The sequence below is a fragment of the Colwellia sp. C2M11 genome (genome assembly GCF_018860915.1).
Classification (GTDB): domain Bacteria; phylum Pseudomonadota; class Gammaproteobacteria; order Enterobacterales; family Alteromonadaceae; genus Colwellia.
This window is the reverse complement of record NZ_JAHKQD010000036.1, coordinates 103,674-119,986: the sequence shown is the minus strand read 5'-3', so window position 1 is coordinate 119,986 and position 16,313 is coordinate 103,674. Positions and strand designations below refer to the sequence as shown.

Sequence of the window (16,313 nt, the reverse complement as noted above, 5' to 3'; positions counted from 1 at the left end):
GAGCTAAAAATAACTAGGAAGGGCGTTAGAATGTCACAAAGATTATTGGTAGTAGAAGACAGTAAACCTATTGCAACCGTTATTAAACAAATAGCGCAATCGTTAAACTATGAAGTTGTTATGGCTACGACGTTAGCCCAAGTTGAAGAGATTCTATCGGGTGATACCGATTTTTTTGCAGCGACAATTGACTTTTCTTTACCTGATGCGCTAGACGGTGAAGCTATCGCCTATGTGCTATCTCACAAGATTCCTAGCGTTGTCATGACTGGTAAAATGGATGATGCTACAAGACAAAAAATCTTAGCTCAACCTGTTATTGATTATATTACTAAAGAAAATAGCCAAGCATTTTTATACTTAAAGCGCATACTGCATTGGCAACAGACTAATAGTGATAATGAAATTCTAGTGGTGGATGATTCCTCCTCTGCCCGCACTCACATTGTAGAGTTATTAAAACGTCGTAATTTTACCGTGTACACTGCAAATAATGGCGTAGAAGCCTTAGAAAAGTTAGCCGAGCATAAACATATTAAATTGGTGGTGACCGATTTAGAAATGCCAGTTATGAATGGTATTACCTTAACCAATGAAATACGCAAAAAGTATACGAGAGAGCAACTAGCAATTGTTGGTATTTCAGGAGCAGAAAACGGGAGTCATTCAGCACGATTTATTAAAAATGGTGCCGATGACTTTTTACGAAAGCCTTTTTGTCCAGAAGAGTTTTATTGTCGGATAACTCAAAATATTGAGAGTTTGAACAATATTGCAAAAATTCAACATACAGCAAATACAGACTATTTAACTGAATTATCAAACCGCAGAACATTCATTAAAAATTCAGAGCAGCGTATCGTTGAATACGCTAAGCGAAACGTTCCTTATTGCTTAGCGGTATTTGACATCGATCACTTCAAAAAAGTTAACGACACTTACGGCCATGACACGGGTGATCAAGTGTTAAAAGTATTAGCTTTATATATGCGTAAATATTTTGGTGGAGGTTTAACTACCCGTTTAGGTGGAGGTACGTTTGGTATTTTATTGCATGGTTTAGACTCTGATCAACTGTACAATAAGTTAGATGACTTTCGTCGTGAAGTAGCAGTATCTAGTATACCTGCAGGCGATGCTGAAATATCGATTAGTGTTAGTTTTGGTGTCGTTTTTGATAGCCAAGATAGTTTTTCAAAACAAATGAGTGATGCAGATAATGCACTTTATTTGGCTAAGGATCGCGGGCGAAATCAAATTGTTGTTTCAGGTAGTGAAGATTACGATTAATTGTTGTTGTCTGAGTGTCTTTACAATTAACTATTTAAACAACATATTATTTGTTAGTAAATATACCTAATAATGAAAATATTTGTTTATAATCAATTATGTCATTTTAAATAAAAGAATCAATTTAATGAAAAAAACAATCGGTTTAACTTTACTTGTTTCTGCTGTAATAAGTGGTTGTGTTACTAATAATATTGCAACAACTAATACGGCGGCGGATGTCACTGCTAGTTATAATAGTATTAATAAAGAGCAATTAATTGAGCACATTAAAGTGCTTTCTTCTGATGAGTTTGAGGGCAGAGCTCCTTCTACTAAAGGTGAAGCGTTAACGCTTGATTATTTAACAAAGCAATTGACGGCCATTGGCTTTCAACCGGGTAATGGCGATAGCTTCTTACAAGAAGTGCCTATGGTATCTATTGAAGCTTCACCAGATATGACTTTATCAATCAATGGTAAAGATTATCAGTATGGTGAAGAAATGGTAATGGGTACTAGCCGTATTAGTGACTTTGAGCAGCTTAAAAATTCAGAATTAGTTTTTGTTGGTTATGGTGTTAATGCTCCTGAATATAACTGGAATGATTACAAAGGTTTAGATGTAAAAGGTAAAACAGTTGTTATTTTAGTGAATGACCCTGGGTTTGCGACTCAAGACCCTGATTTATTTAATGGCAATGCCATGACTTATTATGGTCGTTGGACTTATAAATACGAGGAAGCTAGCCGTCAAGGTGCTGAAGGAGCAATTATTATTCATGAAACTGCACCGGCATCATATGGTTGGTCAGTAGTGGAGCATTCATGGAGTGGGCCACAATTTGGTTTTGTGCGTGAAGACCTAAATAAAGGACGTGTAGCCGTTGAAGGTTGGATTAACAGTGAAGTTGCTACCGAGTTATTTGAACGTGCCGGTTTAAATTTTGAGCAAGCTAAAATAGAAGCTGCAAAGGGTAGTTACCATGTTGATATGGGCGATCTATCGGCATCAGTTAGCGTAAAGAATACAGTGAAACAGTCGGTTTCATATAACTTTATCGCGACTTTACCGGGGAGTAGTACCCCAGATGAACACATTATTTATACAGCACACTGGGATCATTTAGGTAAAGATGAAAGTTTAGTCGGTGACCAAGTTTATAATGGTGCCGTTGATAATGCCTCAGGAACAGGGGCGCTTATTGAAGTAGCTGAAGCTTTTGCTAAACTTCCTGTTGCACCCGAACGTTCAATTACTATTATGGCTGTAACAGCAGAAGAACAAGGCTTATTAGGTTCTAAATACTATGCGGCAAATCCAGTTATTCCAGCAGCTAAAACAGTAGCTAATATTAATATGGACGCTTTGGGTGTTGATGGACGAAGTAGTGATGTGTCTGTTTATGGTTTAGGGCAATCAGAATTAGACAACTTCCTTACGGTTGCAGCCAAGAAACAAGGGCGCACCATTGCAGGCGATCCACGCCCAGCCGCGGGGATTTACTATCGTTCAGACCACTTTGCTTTTGCTAATATAGGTATTCCTGCTCTTTATGCAAAAACAGGTAAAACACCAGTAGATGAAGCAACTAAAGCCTTGCGTGCTGAACTGAGCGAGAGCTTAAGTAAGTGCTATCATAATTTATGTGATGAATATAGCGACGCTTGGGATCTGTCTGGCGCGGTAGAAGACATGCAAGCATTCTTTGAAGTTGGTTATGAATTATCGAAAGAAAATGTTTGGCCTCAGTGGAGCAAAACATCAGAGTTTAAACGTTAAGCTCAACAGCTCAACAGAGCAAGTGTACTGATAAATTAAATGAACCTAGGTGGTTCATTTAATTTTAATAACATAATATATCGCTATAGCAGTGATATTGTTGAATCACTGCTAATATCATTTTTTGGTGAGGGGATAACTATTCAGCATACGTTATTAACTGATAGCGAACTAATCTATTATCCTCGAATACTTTGCTTCACCAGCCTAATTACCACTGAAATTCTGTAGTTTAGTTGAATAAGTAAGCTATTTATACTGTAGTAATGACTTAGGTAAGTCCCAGCTAGCGATAATGACCTCACCTTGCCAATCTTCAATGGTTAACCAAGCTTTATCCTCAGCGGTTAATTTTTTAGGGCTAATAGCATGTACTTCTTGTCCATGTATACTACCGTGTAATATTCCTTCGTCACCCATTTCAAGCTTTGCTAACGAAAGAGGCTCCTTTCCTAAGGTAAAATAAGCTTGGCGAATATTATTGATATCTCCTTTAGTAAATATCAGAAAGAAATCTTTAGTATAGGTGTCATGATGCAAATAGGGAGCATCAAGGTTGTAAGGCATTGGAGTAACCGAAAAGCTGCCTACGTCTTTAGGTTGCCAAGTTGGTGGAAATCCAGGTGTTAATGATTGATAAAGAAAAATAAAAGGCAAAATTAAGACTAAGCCATTCAATTTATATTTATAGCGATTCCAAATAGTATTGTTAACTCTTGCCATTATTGTATTTCCTGAGCTGTTATTTTCTTATGGTGTATGGTTACTTGCTCCGTTTTACTGGCTTTAATGGTACGGCTTCCCCACATTAAAAATCCTGTAATTGACATGCCTGTTAATATCATGCCAAAAATAAACCAGATTATTTTTGTCCATATTCCACCAATAGTACCGTAATGAAGAGGATCAGCAATATGAGATAAGGTTTGTAATAACGTCATTTTATCGGGTGCTCTTTCACTTTCGATGGCACCTGTCCATGGATTGATCACAAGCCCATAAGAATATTGATCATAGAAAATAAAGTCTCCGCTACCATAAACTTTAAAAGTATCTCGATTATGCTCGGGTAACATTACATAAGTAGTATGAAAATCAGGAAATTGTTGCTTGGCTATTTCTACCGCATTATCTAAAGTGTAATTTGGACGAGGAATATCGTTAATGGCAAGCTTAGCAGCAGACTCTACTGTATTTAACGGTAACTGTGACACCTGTGCAATAGGAGCATGTGGTTCAATATCATAATCGGCATGCCATAAAATAGCTTGTACCAAATACCATAAGCCGGTGAGGCTCATTAGCATTAAAAACCATATTGACCAAACTCCAGCTAAACGATGTAAATCAGCGAGTAGTGTTTTTTTTCCTTGAGTAAATCGAAGTTTAGGCTGAGTGAATGCACGCCAAAAGTTTTTATAAATAATTAGCCCTGTTACTAATGCACCTAACATAACTATCGCCATAGCACAGACCAAATAATATCCAACACTATAGCTGCCATGCCATGGAAAGAGTAACCAGCCATGTAATGAACGCATAAAGTCTGTAAAGATTAAGCCTTCATTGATTGATTGAATGTCGCCAGTATATTGATTTACATAGGCAATAGCATAAGGTTTATCTTTATCGGTAAAAATTACAGCATTTACTAAATAGGGTTCAAAAGTCATCACCGTTGTAATTTTCGCGCTGGGGTAGGCTTTTTGTACTATTGAAATAAGCTCAGCAGTAGGTTTCTCGACAAGATTTTCAGGGTTAGTCGCACGGGCATTATTATTTGTAAGCCATGTTATTTCATGACTAAGCACAGAAATAGTACCAGTAAGGCATACAAAGCAGAAGATGATCCAAACGGGTAATGAAAACCAGCCGTGAAGCTGAAACCAAAAACGATTACTTATTTTAGCCATAAAATATTAAGCTTATAAAGGACAATAAACGCGCATAATAAAGCTTAAAACTATCATTATCAATTTAAATTGACTGATAATGATTTTTATTTGCAAAAGTAATTATTCTATAAAAAGTATAAAATTTATGCCAGTTTAGTTTCATGATTACATTGCTTTACTATATCTGCTGGGAGAGAGCTGTTGAAAAGGTTGGATAAATTAGCATGGCTTATGACAAAGTTTAAACAGGTGCTGTATTTTAATTATCGAGGGATTATCGATAGTGATGCTTGTTTATCAACAAACAGTCGACCTTCTAATTGATTATAAATGAGAATTATTATCAATTAAGGTTGATCTCAGTACTTTTTCTGATTTATATTAGTGGTCACTTTCATTGTAGTTATTTACTCGTTAATTAGGGAGTTATTTTGAGCTTTTACAAGTTGTTTTGGTGTTACCCTATACTTTTATTAGGTGTTTTTTCTGCAAATGCAAACCAAAAAGTAAATGTCGTTATAGATCAAGTGAAGCAACAGCAGCTTGCTCCTACCGTTACATTAACTGGCTCATTAAAAGCGCAGCGTCATGCTAATCTTTCCGTGCTAACTGATGGTGTTGTGACCCAAATTCATCGAGAAACAGGTGATCAAATTGAACAAGGTGCGCCATTATTAGCTTTAGATTCAGCGTTAGTAAAAGCACAACTACAAGCTAATAAAGCTACATTAGCACGAGCACAAGTTGCTGTTGACGACGCATTACGCCGCTACACTGAAGCAAGATCTTTATCGGAACAAAACCTATTTGCCCAAACTGAGCTTGCTGATCGAGAAGCCACTTTAAAAAGCGCAGAAGCAACGTTGCTTGAAGAGCAAGCAAATCAATATTATCAACAGCAATTATTAAATCGTCATCAACTAATAGCACCTTTTAGCGGGGTTATTGCGCAGCGAATGGTAGATGTGGGTGAATGGGTTACTCGAGGACAAAGTGTTTTTGAACTAGTTAATAATAAGCAATTATGGCTTGATTTGTATATGCCTCAAGAGCATTTCAATGCGATTGATATAAACAATAGCGTTAATGTGTACTTAGCTTCCCAACCGGAAAAAATATTTAATGCGACAGTAATTACTAAAGTTCCCGTGATTAACACCAGTAATCGCAGCTTTTTAGTGCGTTTAGCATTAGAGAGTACTACTGATTTGCAAGTTGGTTTATCAGCTAATGCCGATATTGCTTTAAAAGCAACAACTAAGGAAAGTGTTGTGATTGATCGGGATGCTTTATTACGCCACCCGGACGGTGGCTTTAGCGTGTTTATAATTCGAGACGGTATTGCCTATAGACAAAGTGTAACTCTTGGTACACGAATTAATAGTAAGATTGAAATCACTCAAGGCTTGCAAGCAGGCCAGTGGGTAGTCACCCAAGGAAACGAATTACTTCAAGACAAACAAGTCGTTAATGTAGTTTCTCAAATAGGTATTAAATAATGTTACAAGGTGCTGTTAAGCAAGGTATTTTAGTTGCCGTAGTTGTTATGATTTCCTGTATTTTAGGTATTGTGGCGGCCTTTAAAATACCAGTACAAATGATTCCAGATCTTGACGTACGAACTATTACGGTAGTAACAGAATGGCCAGGTGCAACACCACAAGATGTCGAAAAGGAAATACTGATAGAACAAGAGCGTTATTTACGTTCGTTACCTAATTTAAAACGAATGTCGAGTTATGCCAATACTGGCGAAGCAGAAGTTGAACTTGAATTTCCCTTTGGTGCAGATGTGAATGAAGCGCTGATCAATGTTAGTAACGCTCTAGCGCAAGTACCTAACTATCCTGATAACGTTGATCAACCTGTACTGTATAGTAGCTCTTTTTCATCTAATGCTTTTATGTTTTTCACGTTAAAACCTTTAGCAGGTAATCCATTAAACCTAGATATTGATATGTTGCGTGATTTTACGCAAGACAATGTTAGACCAGAAATGGAGCGTGTTACAGGTGTATCACAAGTGAGTATTCGAGGTGGTGCGTTATATCAAGTGCAAATATTGGTTGATCAACAAAAACTAGCTAGCAGAAATATCAGCTTAACCGACGTAAGAGATGCCATTAAAAGTCGTAATTTAGATGCTTCTGCTGGTGATATCGATAGCGGTAAAAGACGTTATTTATTACGTATGGTTGGTCGTTTTCAATCAGCACAGGCACTTGAAGAATTAGTTATTGCACAAGATCAAGATAGTACAGTTAAACTTAAAGATATAGCGACAGTTACCTTAGATCATTATGAATTACGTGACGTAGCGTACAATGATGGTGAACGTAACTTGATGCTTATGGTTCGTCGAGAAAGTGGCTCAAATGTTATTGCGATCAAAGATGAAATGTTACAGGTCGTTGAAAGACTAAATCATGATTTATTAGAAAAAAATGGCTTACAACTAACTTTGCTTAGTGACGATGTTAGGTATGTAAAAGGATCGATTGAAAATGTTTGGACTAACTTAGCATTAGGTGCCTTATTAGCAACCTTGGTAATGTTTTGGTTTTTGAAAAGCCCTCGCTCTACTATTATAGGAGTTATGGGGGTACCTATTTGCACCATTGCCGCTTTTCTAGGCTTACTTCTGTTTAATCGAACCATTAATGTTATCTCATTGGCAGGGGTGGCTTTTGCTATTGGTATGACAGTTGATAACACAATTGTTGTACTGGAAAATATTGAACAAGCTAAGCGACGAGGATTATCGAAATTTAAAGCTGCTATTACCGGAGTACAAGAAGTTTGGCCGGCAGTATTAGCCTCTACATTAACGACAGTTTTGGTATTTGCTCCCATCTTATTTATTGTTCAAGAAGCAGGGCAGCTATACTCAGACGTTGCTATTGCTATTTCTGCAGCAATTATTGCCTCAATGTTAGTCGCGTTGTTAGTTGTGCCAGCAGCCTTCGCTAAATTTTCAACTAAAGACTCGCAAACATCAGCAATGACTACACAAATGCACTTGCCTGCATTTATTAAAAAATTCTTAGCTTCTACACGTCAACGATTTGTTTGTGTGGTTTTTGCTATTGTTGGTTTAATTGGTGGCGCTTGGTTATTTATGCCTGAGGCAGAGTATTTACCTGAAGGTGAGGAACCTAAAGCCTTTTCGATGATGATTGCACCACCAGGGTATAATTTAACTTATATGGAAAAAATTGGAGATGAATTATTACCTTATTTTAATAAGCATTTAAATGCGCCTAGTAGTGATTTTGAACAAGGAAAAACCGATCTACCTTCCTTAAAGTATTACTCTATGTCAATTGGGGTAGGAAGTATTTGGTTTTTAAGTGAGCCTAGTAATACTGAACACATCGATGCCATGATGAAGGCTATCACTCAAAAATTTAAGAGTTATCCAGGGATGCGCGCTTTCTCTTCTCGTGGCTCTATTATCTCAAGTAATGATGGGGGAACACGAGCCGTTGCTATTGATATAAGTGGCCCTGAGCAGGTTAACTTATATCGTGCGGCCGATGCTATTTACAGGCTTGCAAGTGATGTATTTGATAATCCTCAAGTGGACTCTGAGCCTTCTTCACTAACACTAGATCAACCGTTAATTGAAATTCAACCTCGCTGGCAACGTCTTGCTGAAGTTGGTATGTCGGCTGATGAGCTAGGTTATACCATTGCCGCACTGAGTGATGGAGCCTATGTTGATGAGCTAATTATTAATGATGATAAAGTCGATATTTTTATTTTCTCAGAAGCAGGCAATAAACAATCTTTGTCAGGCTTAGAACAAGCACCTGTTGTTACTAAACAAGGATTATTACCATTAAATGCGTTAGCAAACTTAAATGAAAAAGCAGATAGTGATAGCTTGCGCCGTGTTGATGGACGTAGAACAGTTACCGTATATATTATTCCACCGCGTGATGTGGCATTAGAGCGAGCACAGCAAATTGTTCGAGAGGAGCTATTACCTCAGCTACAAAAACAAGGCGATTTACTTCCAGATGTTAATATTACTATTGGTGGTGCAGCCGATCAGCTCGAAAAAACCCGTGATGCACTAAGTGGCAACTTTATTGTCGCTTTAGCATTATGCTATTTACTATTGGTTGCTATTTTTAAGCATTGGGGACAGCCGCTATTCATTATGGCAACAGTACCTTTGGGCATGGCAGGCGGGTTGCTTGGTTTAGTAATTACTAATAGTGTTGGCTCTGTTGTTGGTGGTTTCCATCAACCATTCGATATGATTACCATGTTAGGTTTCTTAATTTTATTAGGCACTGTAGTCAATAATCCAATCTTGATCGTTGATCAAAGTCGTCGCAATTTAGCCTCAGGACTTAAGCCATATAAAGCTGTTATTAATGCACTAGAAACACGATTAAAACCTATTGTGATGTCGACTATGACTACCTTATGTGGTTTAGCGCCTTTAGTCTTTTTACCAGGGGAGGGCTCTGAGCTTTATCGTGGAGTGGGGATTATAGTATTAGGTGGTATTACCGTATCAACCTTAGTGAGTTTAACAGTATTGCCTGCCATGCTACTTATGTTTTATAAACAGGAAGAGTTGAGGTAGGTATAAAAGGAAGTCAGCTAAGATTTCGAGTTTTGTATTTGATATGCTTTTGGAAATATTCAGTAATGTTAATGATGATAAATTGAAAGATTATCAAGACAATTTAATAAGTGTAATAGGCTTATAATTAGGTAAATATTTTAATCGATATTCTAAGGTTCATATTGGAAATGAAAGGTGGACTTCAGAGTTAGATTATTACATAAGATAGGTAATGGCGCGCCATGCAGGAGTTGAACCTGCGACCTTTGCCTCCGGAGGGCAACGCTCTATCCAGCTGAGCTAATGGCGCATATTGTTAGTTTTGACTATTTCTTCTAAGTTTCACATCTTAATATAGTTGTAAACACTAAAGGAAAGGTTATCGCGCTAGGCTTTTGATAGCATACGATAAGCGCGGAAATACTATAGCTAATAAGGGAGTTTGTCTAGAGATGAACATGAATATTTCTGTATTACACGCAATACTGTTTTATCTAGCGAGTATAAGGCAACGATATTGATGTACTTTAATGGTAAAAATGCCTAAAGTAGTCACTATATTTACAATACACTATTGAATAGTTACTATTTTATGATGATGAAAATGTACATATCTTATTTCTTCCAACGTAGGTTATTAAAAGCGTTGAATAACAAGGTCTTTGGTCTTTTTTTATTTTCTTGCTGTATTACTGCTGCGTATGCTTCACCCTCAGAAGGTTATCAAGTAGCAACAATTGAAGCAGAGCCTTACACCCAAGTAATACAACGAACAGGTAAGGTTGATTTTGCCCGAGTGGTGAATCTTTCTTTTAAAACAGCGGGTTTTTTAACTGAATTAAATGTTGATGAAGGAGAAGTTTTTAAAAAAAATCAATTGCTTGCTGCCTTAGATACCTCAGAATTATTAGCAGAAAAAAACGCAACGTATTCACGTTTGTTGCAAGCTAAACGTAATATCGATCGTGTAAAAGTTTTACTAGAAAAAAACCTTAGTTCCCAACGCGATTTAGATGATGCTTTAACTGCCGTGGAAACCACCAGAGCAGCCTACAAAGTCGCTTCTTATAACTTAAATAAAGCACAAATATTAGCCCCCTTCGATGGGGTTGTAATTCAACGTAGTACCGATTTAGGTGAGTTACAAGCTCCTGGCGCAGGCGCATTACAAGTGGCAACCTTATCTAAAAATCTTATTGCGAGTGTATCTTTAACGGGTGAGGAAATATCTTTAGTACATTTAAATCAAGAGGTCAAAGTTAATTTAGCTTATGCAGGGTTAGTGAATGGTAGGATAAGTAAAATCCCTGCCATAGCCGATAGTCGAAATCATTTATTTACTATCGAGGTATCTTTAGAAGAGACAAATCTAACGAAGCCTTTGATTGTAGGGCAAATAGCTAAAATACTTATTTATGCACAAAGTGAAAATTATATTTATCGTTTACCTATAGAAGCTCTAAATTCAGTTAATGAGCAAGGACAAGCGTTGATTACTATTGAAAAGGATAACGCTCCTGTGCAGCAGGCTTTTGTTATTTATAAATTAGACAATGATTTTATTTACTTAACAGCTCAAGAAAATTCACCAGCATTAGATGTTATTACTCAAGGGTGGAATAATTTCCCCCTGATTTCTACTAAAAAGTAAGCATAATGAAGTTACCTAATCTAGCAATTAAAAATGCACAGTTTACCTTAACTATAGTGGTATTACTGGTACTTGTTGGCATTGTGTCATATTTGAATATGCCTCGCAGTGAAGATCCACAATTTGATATTCCGATTACCCTAATTGAAGTGATTTATCCCGGTGCATCGCCAACGGATATTGAAACTTTAGTGGTAGATCCACTCGAAGAAGAATTTGCCGATATTGAGAATATCAAACAAGTTGAAGCACAAATAAAAAATGATGGGGCTCGTATTGAAGTTAAATTTCAGTATGGAGCCGATCCTGAATTGGCCTTCAATAAAATACAACTTGCGGTTTCTTCGGTTAAACCGTCGTTGCCTGCGGGAGTACAAGATTTACTGGTATTAAAAGCAACGCCCACTGCAGTTGCTGTTGTACAGCTTGCTTTGTGGACAGAGCCAGCTGATTATAAGCAAATGGAGTTTTATGCAAAATTATTAGAAAAGCGCTTAGAAACAATAAGTAGTGTGAAAAAAGCCGATATATGGGGATATCCCCAGCAAATTATGGCTGTTGATCTTAATTTAGATCTTCTTTTACATCATAAAATCTCTACCACGCAAGTCATGCAAGTATTGCAAGGGCGAGCAATTAATATTACCCCTGGCTTTGTTGATGCTAATACGCGTCGATTTAATGTGAAAACCAGTGGTAATTTTGAAAAAATATCTCAACTAGAAGACACTATTATTCTTTCTAATGATGATTTTGTGTTACGTCTTAAAGATATTGCTAAGATTAGCTTTGGTAGTCAAGATCCAAGTTACTTAGCGTATTATGATAATAAACCGGTAATTTTTGTTACCGTTGAACAACGTATGAACACGAATATTTTTTCGTTAACACAAGCCATACAACAAGAAATTGCATTATTTAAAGAAACAGTTCCGCCAGAATTGAAAATGGAAGTGTTATTTGAGCAAGCCCATAGTGTTGAAAATAGAGTTAACGGCTTTTTTGAAAATTTGTGGCAAGGGCTTGTGCTGGTCGGTATTTTATCATTGTTGTTTCTGGGATTAAGAGAGGCACTCGTGGTGATGATTGCTATCCCGCTTTCGTTTGTTATTGCTATTGGCTGGTTGGATTTTGCTGGTTTTGGATTACAGCAAATGTCGATTGTTGGGCTTATCATTGCGTTAGGGCTTTTGGTTGATAACGCCATTGTTGTAACAGAAAGTATTCACCGGGAAAGAAAAAAACATACATCACTAACCCAAGCTGCTGCAGCGGGCGCAAGCAAAGTGGGATGGGCAGTTTCAAGCGGTACTATTACTACTATGTTAGCGTTTTTACCTATGTTAATGCTCGCAAGTGATACCGGTGATTTTATCCGTTCTATGCCTGTAACAGTAGTGCTAGTTTTATTGGCTTCATTGTTAATTGCACTCACGTTTACCCCGCTCCTAGCAAGTAAGTTTTTATTACCTCATGAAGATGAAACTGCTAGTGAAAATACAAAAAGAAAAATTAAAACACTACAACATTATATAAATAATTTTGCTGAAAACTTTTATGTGACTTGGTTGCAAAAACTTTTCCACTTGAAGGTAGTCGTTATTGCAGTTGCTATCGCAAGCTTAATCGCTATGTTGTCACTTTTTTCTGAGGTCGGTTTAAGTTTATTTCCAAAAGCAGAAAAGCCGATGATTTTAATCGATGTGGAAACACCGCCTAACTCATCATTAGAACATACCAATAACGTGATGCAAAAAATGACGCACTTTATTGAAGATCAAGAGTTAGTTGAAAAAGTAGCATTGAATGTCGGTAGCTCTAATCCACGCATTTATTATAATGAAATTCCTAAACGAGGTGTGGTTAAATATGGGCAAATATTGGTTGTATTAACTGAATTTGATCCTGATGCAGTTGAAGACCTTGTTAGCACATTACGTACTGAGTTTGATCGCTGGCAACAGGCAAAAATCACCATAAAAGAATTTACTCAAGGGCCAGTGACCGATCAACCTATTGCTATTCGTTTGATTTCTGAATCTCTAGCCGACTTAGAGCGTGTCGCCAAAGATTTAGAAAGTAAAATGGCGAAAACCGAAGGTACTATTAATATTGATAATCCAATCGGTGTGGCAAATACCGAGCTTAATTTACAAATTGATTATGAAAAAGCAGGATTATCAAATATCGATGTTAATACGCTAGATAATACCCTGCAATCTGTATTGTCAGGTACTTATGTTGGTCGTTTTAATGATGATAATGGTGAAAATTACCCTATTTTAGTGCGTAATAAAAACCCTGATATCAACACTTTGTCAGATGTCTATGTCACTAGCTTAACAGGACAACAGATACCATTAATGCAGGTGGTTGATGCCAAGTTACAAAAAGGGCAAACAGATTATTTTCATTATCAAAAATTACGTATGGCAAAAGTATCTGCTGATGCTGCGCCTGGTTACTCAGTTAACGCCCTTACCGAAGAGTTTGTGCAATACATCGAGCAATATGATTTGCCGCTAGGTATGTATTACATCTTAGGTGGCGAAGAAGAGTCTAGACAAGAATCTTTTTCGGGATTAACACAAATCATGTTAATCACTGCTATTGGTATTTTTGCAGTGTTAGTGCTGCAATTTAAATCTTTTTTACAACCATTAATTATTTTTAGTTCAATTCCGTTTGCGATGGCAGGCTCTGTTATTGGCTTGTACCTAACCGGGTTATCTTTTTCTATGATGGCTTTTATTGGTCTCATTAGTTTATTTGGTATTGTGGTCAATAATGCCATTATCTTAATTGATAGTGCTAATAGAAACTTAGCAGAGGGGTTAAATAAACAAGAGTCTGTACTCAAAGCTAGCGCTACCCGTTTTACCCCCATATTACTTACCACATTAACGACTATTGGAGGATTAATTCCACTAACATTATATGGTGGTGGATTATGGCAACCATTGGGCGTTGTCCTTATTTCGGGGCTTTGTGTATCTGCTATTTCAAGTTTTATATTAGTACCCGTGTTAACAGAGTTATTTACTCGCTCAAACGTATCATCATTTATTGATCAGGAAATAAAAAACTAACTTATGGAAATGTATACGGTAGGTATATGGGGCTATAGTTTTGCGAGCATTGCCTATGTTCTTTTTTCTTTGCTTATTCTCGCAGCTCATAATAAGTCAAGTATCGCTAAATGGTTATTATTTAGTGCGTTAATGGCTGCAACAGCTAATATTATTGGTGCGCTGCAGGTTAGCTTGGGTTTTTCGTTGCAATGGGCAATGTTAGCTGACGCTATTAAAATCGCCGCTTTTTCTGTTTTTATCCTTAGCTTTAATATTGAAAAAGGAAATGTTAAAGATGTTTTACATAATGAAACAGTACGTAAATATCTACTGTTTTGGTTTGGCTCATCTATTGTTTGTTGGGGATTAAGCTACACCTTAGATTACTCTTATGAATATTTATTTTTGCTTTTTGTCATACTAAATTTATTGAGTTTAGTATTACTTGAGCAAATTTATAGGGGAGCGAATGATGAGGCAAAAGAATCTGTTACACCGCTAGTTCTCGCTTTAGGGGGGATAGCTGTATTTGATTTTGTGCTTTTTGCTCAAGCGACCATGGTTGGTGGAATTGAGTTTCAATTTTGGTACATAAGAGGGTATTTGTCCGCTTTAGCCGTACCATTGTTATTAGTCAGTGTGAGGCGCTTTAAAGCCGGCACAGTACGAGTATTTGTGTCGCGTAATGTCGTTTTCTATAGTTCAATGTTAATGATTGCAGGATTGTATTTATTAGCAATGGCTGTCGCAGGTTATTTGATAAACTATTTTGGTGGAAAGTGGGGAGAATTGGTTAGTTTCGGTTTCTTCATCCTCGGCAGTATTGTGCTTGCAGTATTACTCATTACAGAAAGTGTACGTCGTCGAGTGAAGGTTTTTATTTCAAAACATTTTTTTGCGAATAAATATGAATATCGAGAAGAATGGTTAGAGTTAATTGAGAAAATTGAAACGGCTACAGCTGAAAACTACTATCAAATGTCATTACAAATTATGATGTCTAAAGTAGATGCGACGGGTGGGGTTATCTTAAAAGCGATGGAGAATAATCGTTTTGTTGTGCCTCATAGTGATGGAATTGAATTAGATGAATCGTTCGACAAAGATCTAGAGCTACTTGAAAATTTTACTAAACGTCAAGGATGGATTATCGATATTAATGAATACAGCGAAAATCCATTGTCATATCCTGGGTTATTTATTCAGCCTAAAATTTGGCATGCTGTGGGGGTAAATATCCTAGTACCTATCCTTATCGGAAAAACTTTTTATGGTTTTTTTGTGTTATCAAATAGCAATGAAGAAAATAAACTTAATTGGGAAGACCGAGATTTATTGTTTGCTATTTCGAAACAATTAGGTAATTTTATTTCTTTAAATGAGGCCAATGATAAACTAGCCGAAGCTAAACAATTTGATGCATTTAATCAAATGTCAGCTTTTCTCGTGCATGATCTCAAAAACATTCAAGCCCAATTAGCGTTAATTACCTCTAATGCGATACAGCATCGGGATAACCCTGAATTTGTGGATGATGTCTTTGAAACAGTAGAGTCAGCAACAGAGAGGTTAGCGAAGGTATTAACACAACTGAGAAATAAGCAGGTCGCACAATCAACAAGTAGAAAAGTTGATCTGGGTGACATTATCGAGCGTGTTATAGAGCAGCGAAATGTAATACAACCGCGAGTTTACTTGCAAAAAATTGACAACTGTTTAGCAACACTTGATGACGAGCGGTTCTTTTCAGTGATGAATCATTTAATTCAAAATGCACAAGAAGCAAGTGCTGCAGATGGCAGGGTAGACGTTATTCTAGAGAAGCAGGGAGAGAGAATAAATATAGCCGTGAGCGATAATGGCTGTGGTATGTCTGCAACTTTCATTAAAACTCGATTGTTTAAACCTTTCGATACCACCAAAGGGAATGCTGGTATGGGGATAGGTGTTTTTGACGCAAAACAATTTTTTGAAAGTGTAGCAGGTAGCTTAACGGTTGAAAGTATTGAAGGGCAAGGAACCAAAATGATGATTTCTTTACCTATATAAATAAAGCATATTT

General features: G+C 36.9%; 9 protein-coding genes and 1 tRNA gene. 7 read left to right on the top strand and 3 right to left on the bottom strand.

The window, feature by feature from the left end:
• Positions 1–30: 30 nt before the first annotated feature.
• Both KO509_RS09485 and KO509_RS09480 read left to right on the top strand, forming a co-directional pair.
• Positions 31–1,290, top strand: a complete 1,260-nt coding sequence (locus KO509_RS09485; protein ID WP_215973037.1) for a response regulator — start codon at positions 31–33, stop codon at positions 1,288–1,290.
• Positions 1,291–1,417: 127 nt separating this feature from the next.
• Positions 1,418–3,052, top strand: coding sequence for a M28 family metallopeptidase (locus KO509_RS09480; RefSeq protein WP_215973036.1), 1,635 nt, complete (start codon positions 1,418–1,420; stop codon positions 3,050–3,052).
• Between the two features lie 249 nt (positions 3,053–3,301).
• Here the strand turns inward: KO509_RS09480 and KO509_RS09475 are convergent, their stop codons facing one another.
• Together KO509_RS09475 and KO509_RS09470 are read right to left on the bottom strand one after the other, a co-directional pair.
• On the bottom strand, positions 3,302–3,775 hold the full coding sequence (locus tag KO509_RS09475; protein WP_215973035.1) for a hypothetical protein: 474 nt from the start codon (positions 3,773–3,775) through the stop codon (positions 3,302–3,304).
• Complete coding sequence (locus KO509_RS09470) at positions 3,775–4,965, bottom strand: PepSY-associated TM helix domain-containing protein (RefSeq protein WP_215973034.1); 1,191 nt, start codon at positions 4,963–4,965, stop codon at positions 3,775–3,777. Before KO509_RS09470 ends, KO509_RS09475 begins: the two co-directional genes overlap by 1 nt.
• 413 nt (positions 4,966–5,378) lie before the next feature.
• On the opposite strand from KO509_RS09470, the gene KO509_RS09465 reads away from it, so the two are divergent.
• Both KO509_RS09465 and KO509_RS09460 read left to right on the top strand, forming a co-directional pair.
• A complete protein-coding gene (locus tag KO509_RS09465) occupies positions 5,379–6,446 on the top strand; it encodes an efflux RND transporter periplasmic adaptor subunit (RefSeq protein ID WP_252727476.1) in 1,068 nt (355 codons plus the stop codon).
• Entirely contained in the window at positions 6,446–9,547 is a 3,102-nt protein-coding gene (locus tag KO509_RS09460) for an efflux RND transporter permease subunit (protein ID WP_215973033.1), read from the top strand. The genes KO509_RS09465 and KO509_RS09460 overlap by 1 nt, the downstream gene beginning before the upstream one ends.
• 215 nt (positions 9,548–9,762) lie before the next feature.
• Here KO509_RS09460 and KO509_RS09455 read toward each other — a convergent pair.
• Positions 9,763–9,839: transfer RNA gene (locus KO509_RS09455), tRNA-Arg, on the bottom strand.
• Between the two features lie 294 nt (positions 9,840–10,133).
• Between KO509_RS09455 and KO509_RS09450 the strand changes: the two genes are divergently transcribed.
• From KO509_RS09450 to prsK, 3 genes are read left to right on the top strand one after another with little or no spacing between them, the layout of a single operon-like run.
• Positions 10,134–11,180, top strand: a complete 1,047-nt coding sequence (locus KO509_RS09450) for an efflux RND transporter periplasmic adaptor subunit (protein ID WP_215973032.1) — start codon at positions 10,134–10,136, stop codon at positions 11,178–11,180.
• Positions 11,181–11,185: 5 nt separating this feature from the next.
• Positions 11,186–14,269, top strand: a complete 3,084-nt coding sequence (locus KO509_RS09445) for an efflux RND transporter permease subunit (protein WP_215973031.1) — start codon at positions 11,186–11,188, stop codon at positions 14,267–14,269.
• A 3-nt stretch (positions 14,270–14,272) separates the two neighbouring features.
• Entirely contained in the window at positions 14,273–16,300 is a 2,028-nt protein-coding gene (prsK, locus tag KO509_RS09440) for an XrtA/PEP-CTERM system histidine kinase PrsK (RefSeq protein WP_252727475.1), read from the top strand.
• Positions 16,301–16,313: the final 13 nt, after the last annotated feature.

Coding starts and splice junctions, on each gene's coding strand:
- prsK (WP_252727475.1), top strand. CDS start 14,273: ATGGAAATGTATACGGTAGGTATATGGGGCTATAGTTTTGCGAGCATT.
- KO509_RS09485 (WP_215973037.1), top strand. CDS start 31: ATGTCACAAAGATTATTGGTAGTAGAAGACAGTAAACCTATTGCAACC.
- KO509_RS09460 (WP_215973033.1), top strand. CDS start 6,446: ATGTTACAAGGTGCTGTTAAGCAAGGTATTTTAGTTGCCGTAGTTGTT.
- KO509_RS09470 (WP_215973034.1), bottom strand. CDS start 4,965: ATGGCTAAAATAAGTAATCGTTTTTGGTTTCAGCTTCACGGCTGGTTT.
- KO509_RS09475 (WP_215973035.1), bottom strand. CDS start 3,775: ATGGCAAGAGTTAACAATACTATTTGGAATCGCTATAAATATAAATTG.
- KO509_RS09445 (WP_215973031.1), top strand. CDS start 11,186: ATGAAGTTACCTAATCTAGCAATTAAAAATGCACAGTTTACCTTAACT.
- KO509_RS09480 (WP_215973036.1), top strand. CDS start 1,418: ATGAAAAAAACAATCGGTTTAACTTTACTTGTTTCTGCTGTAATAAGT.
- KO509_RS09450 (WP_215973032.1), top strand. CDS start 10,134: ATGTACATATCTTATTTCTTCCAACGTAGGTTATTAAAAGCGTTGAAT.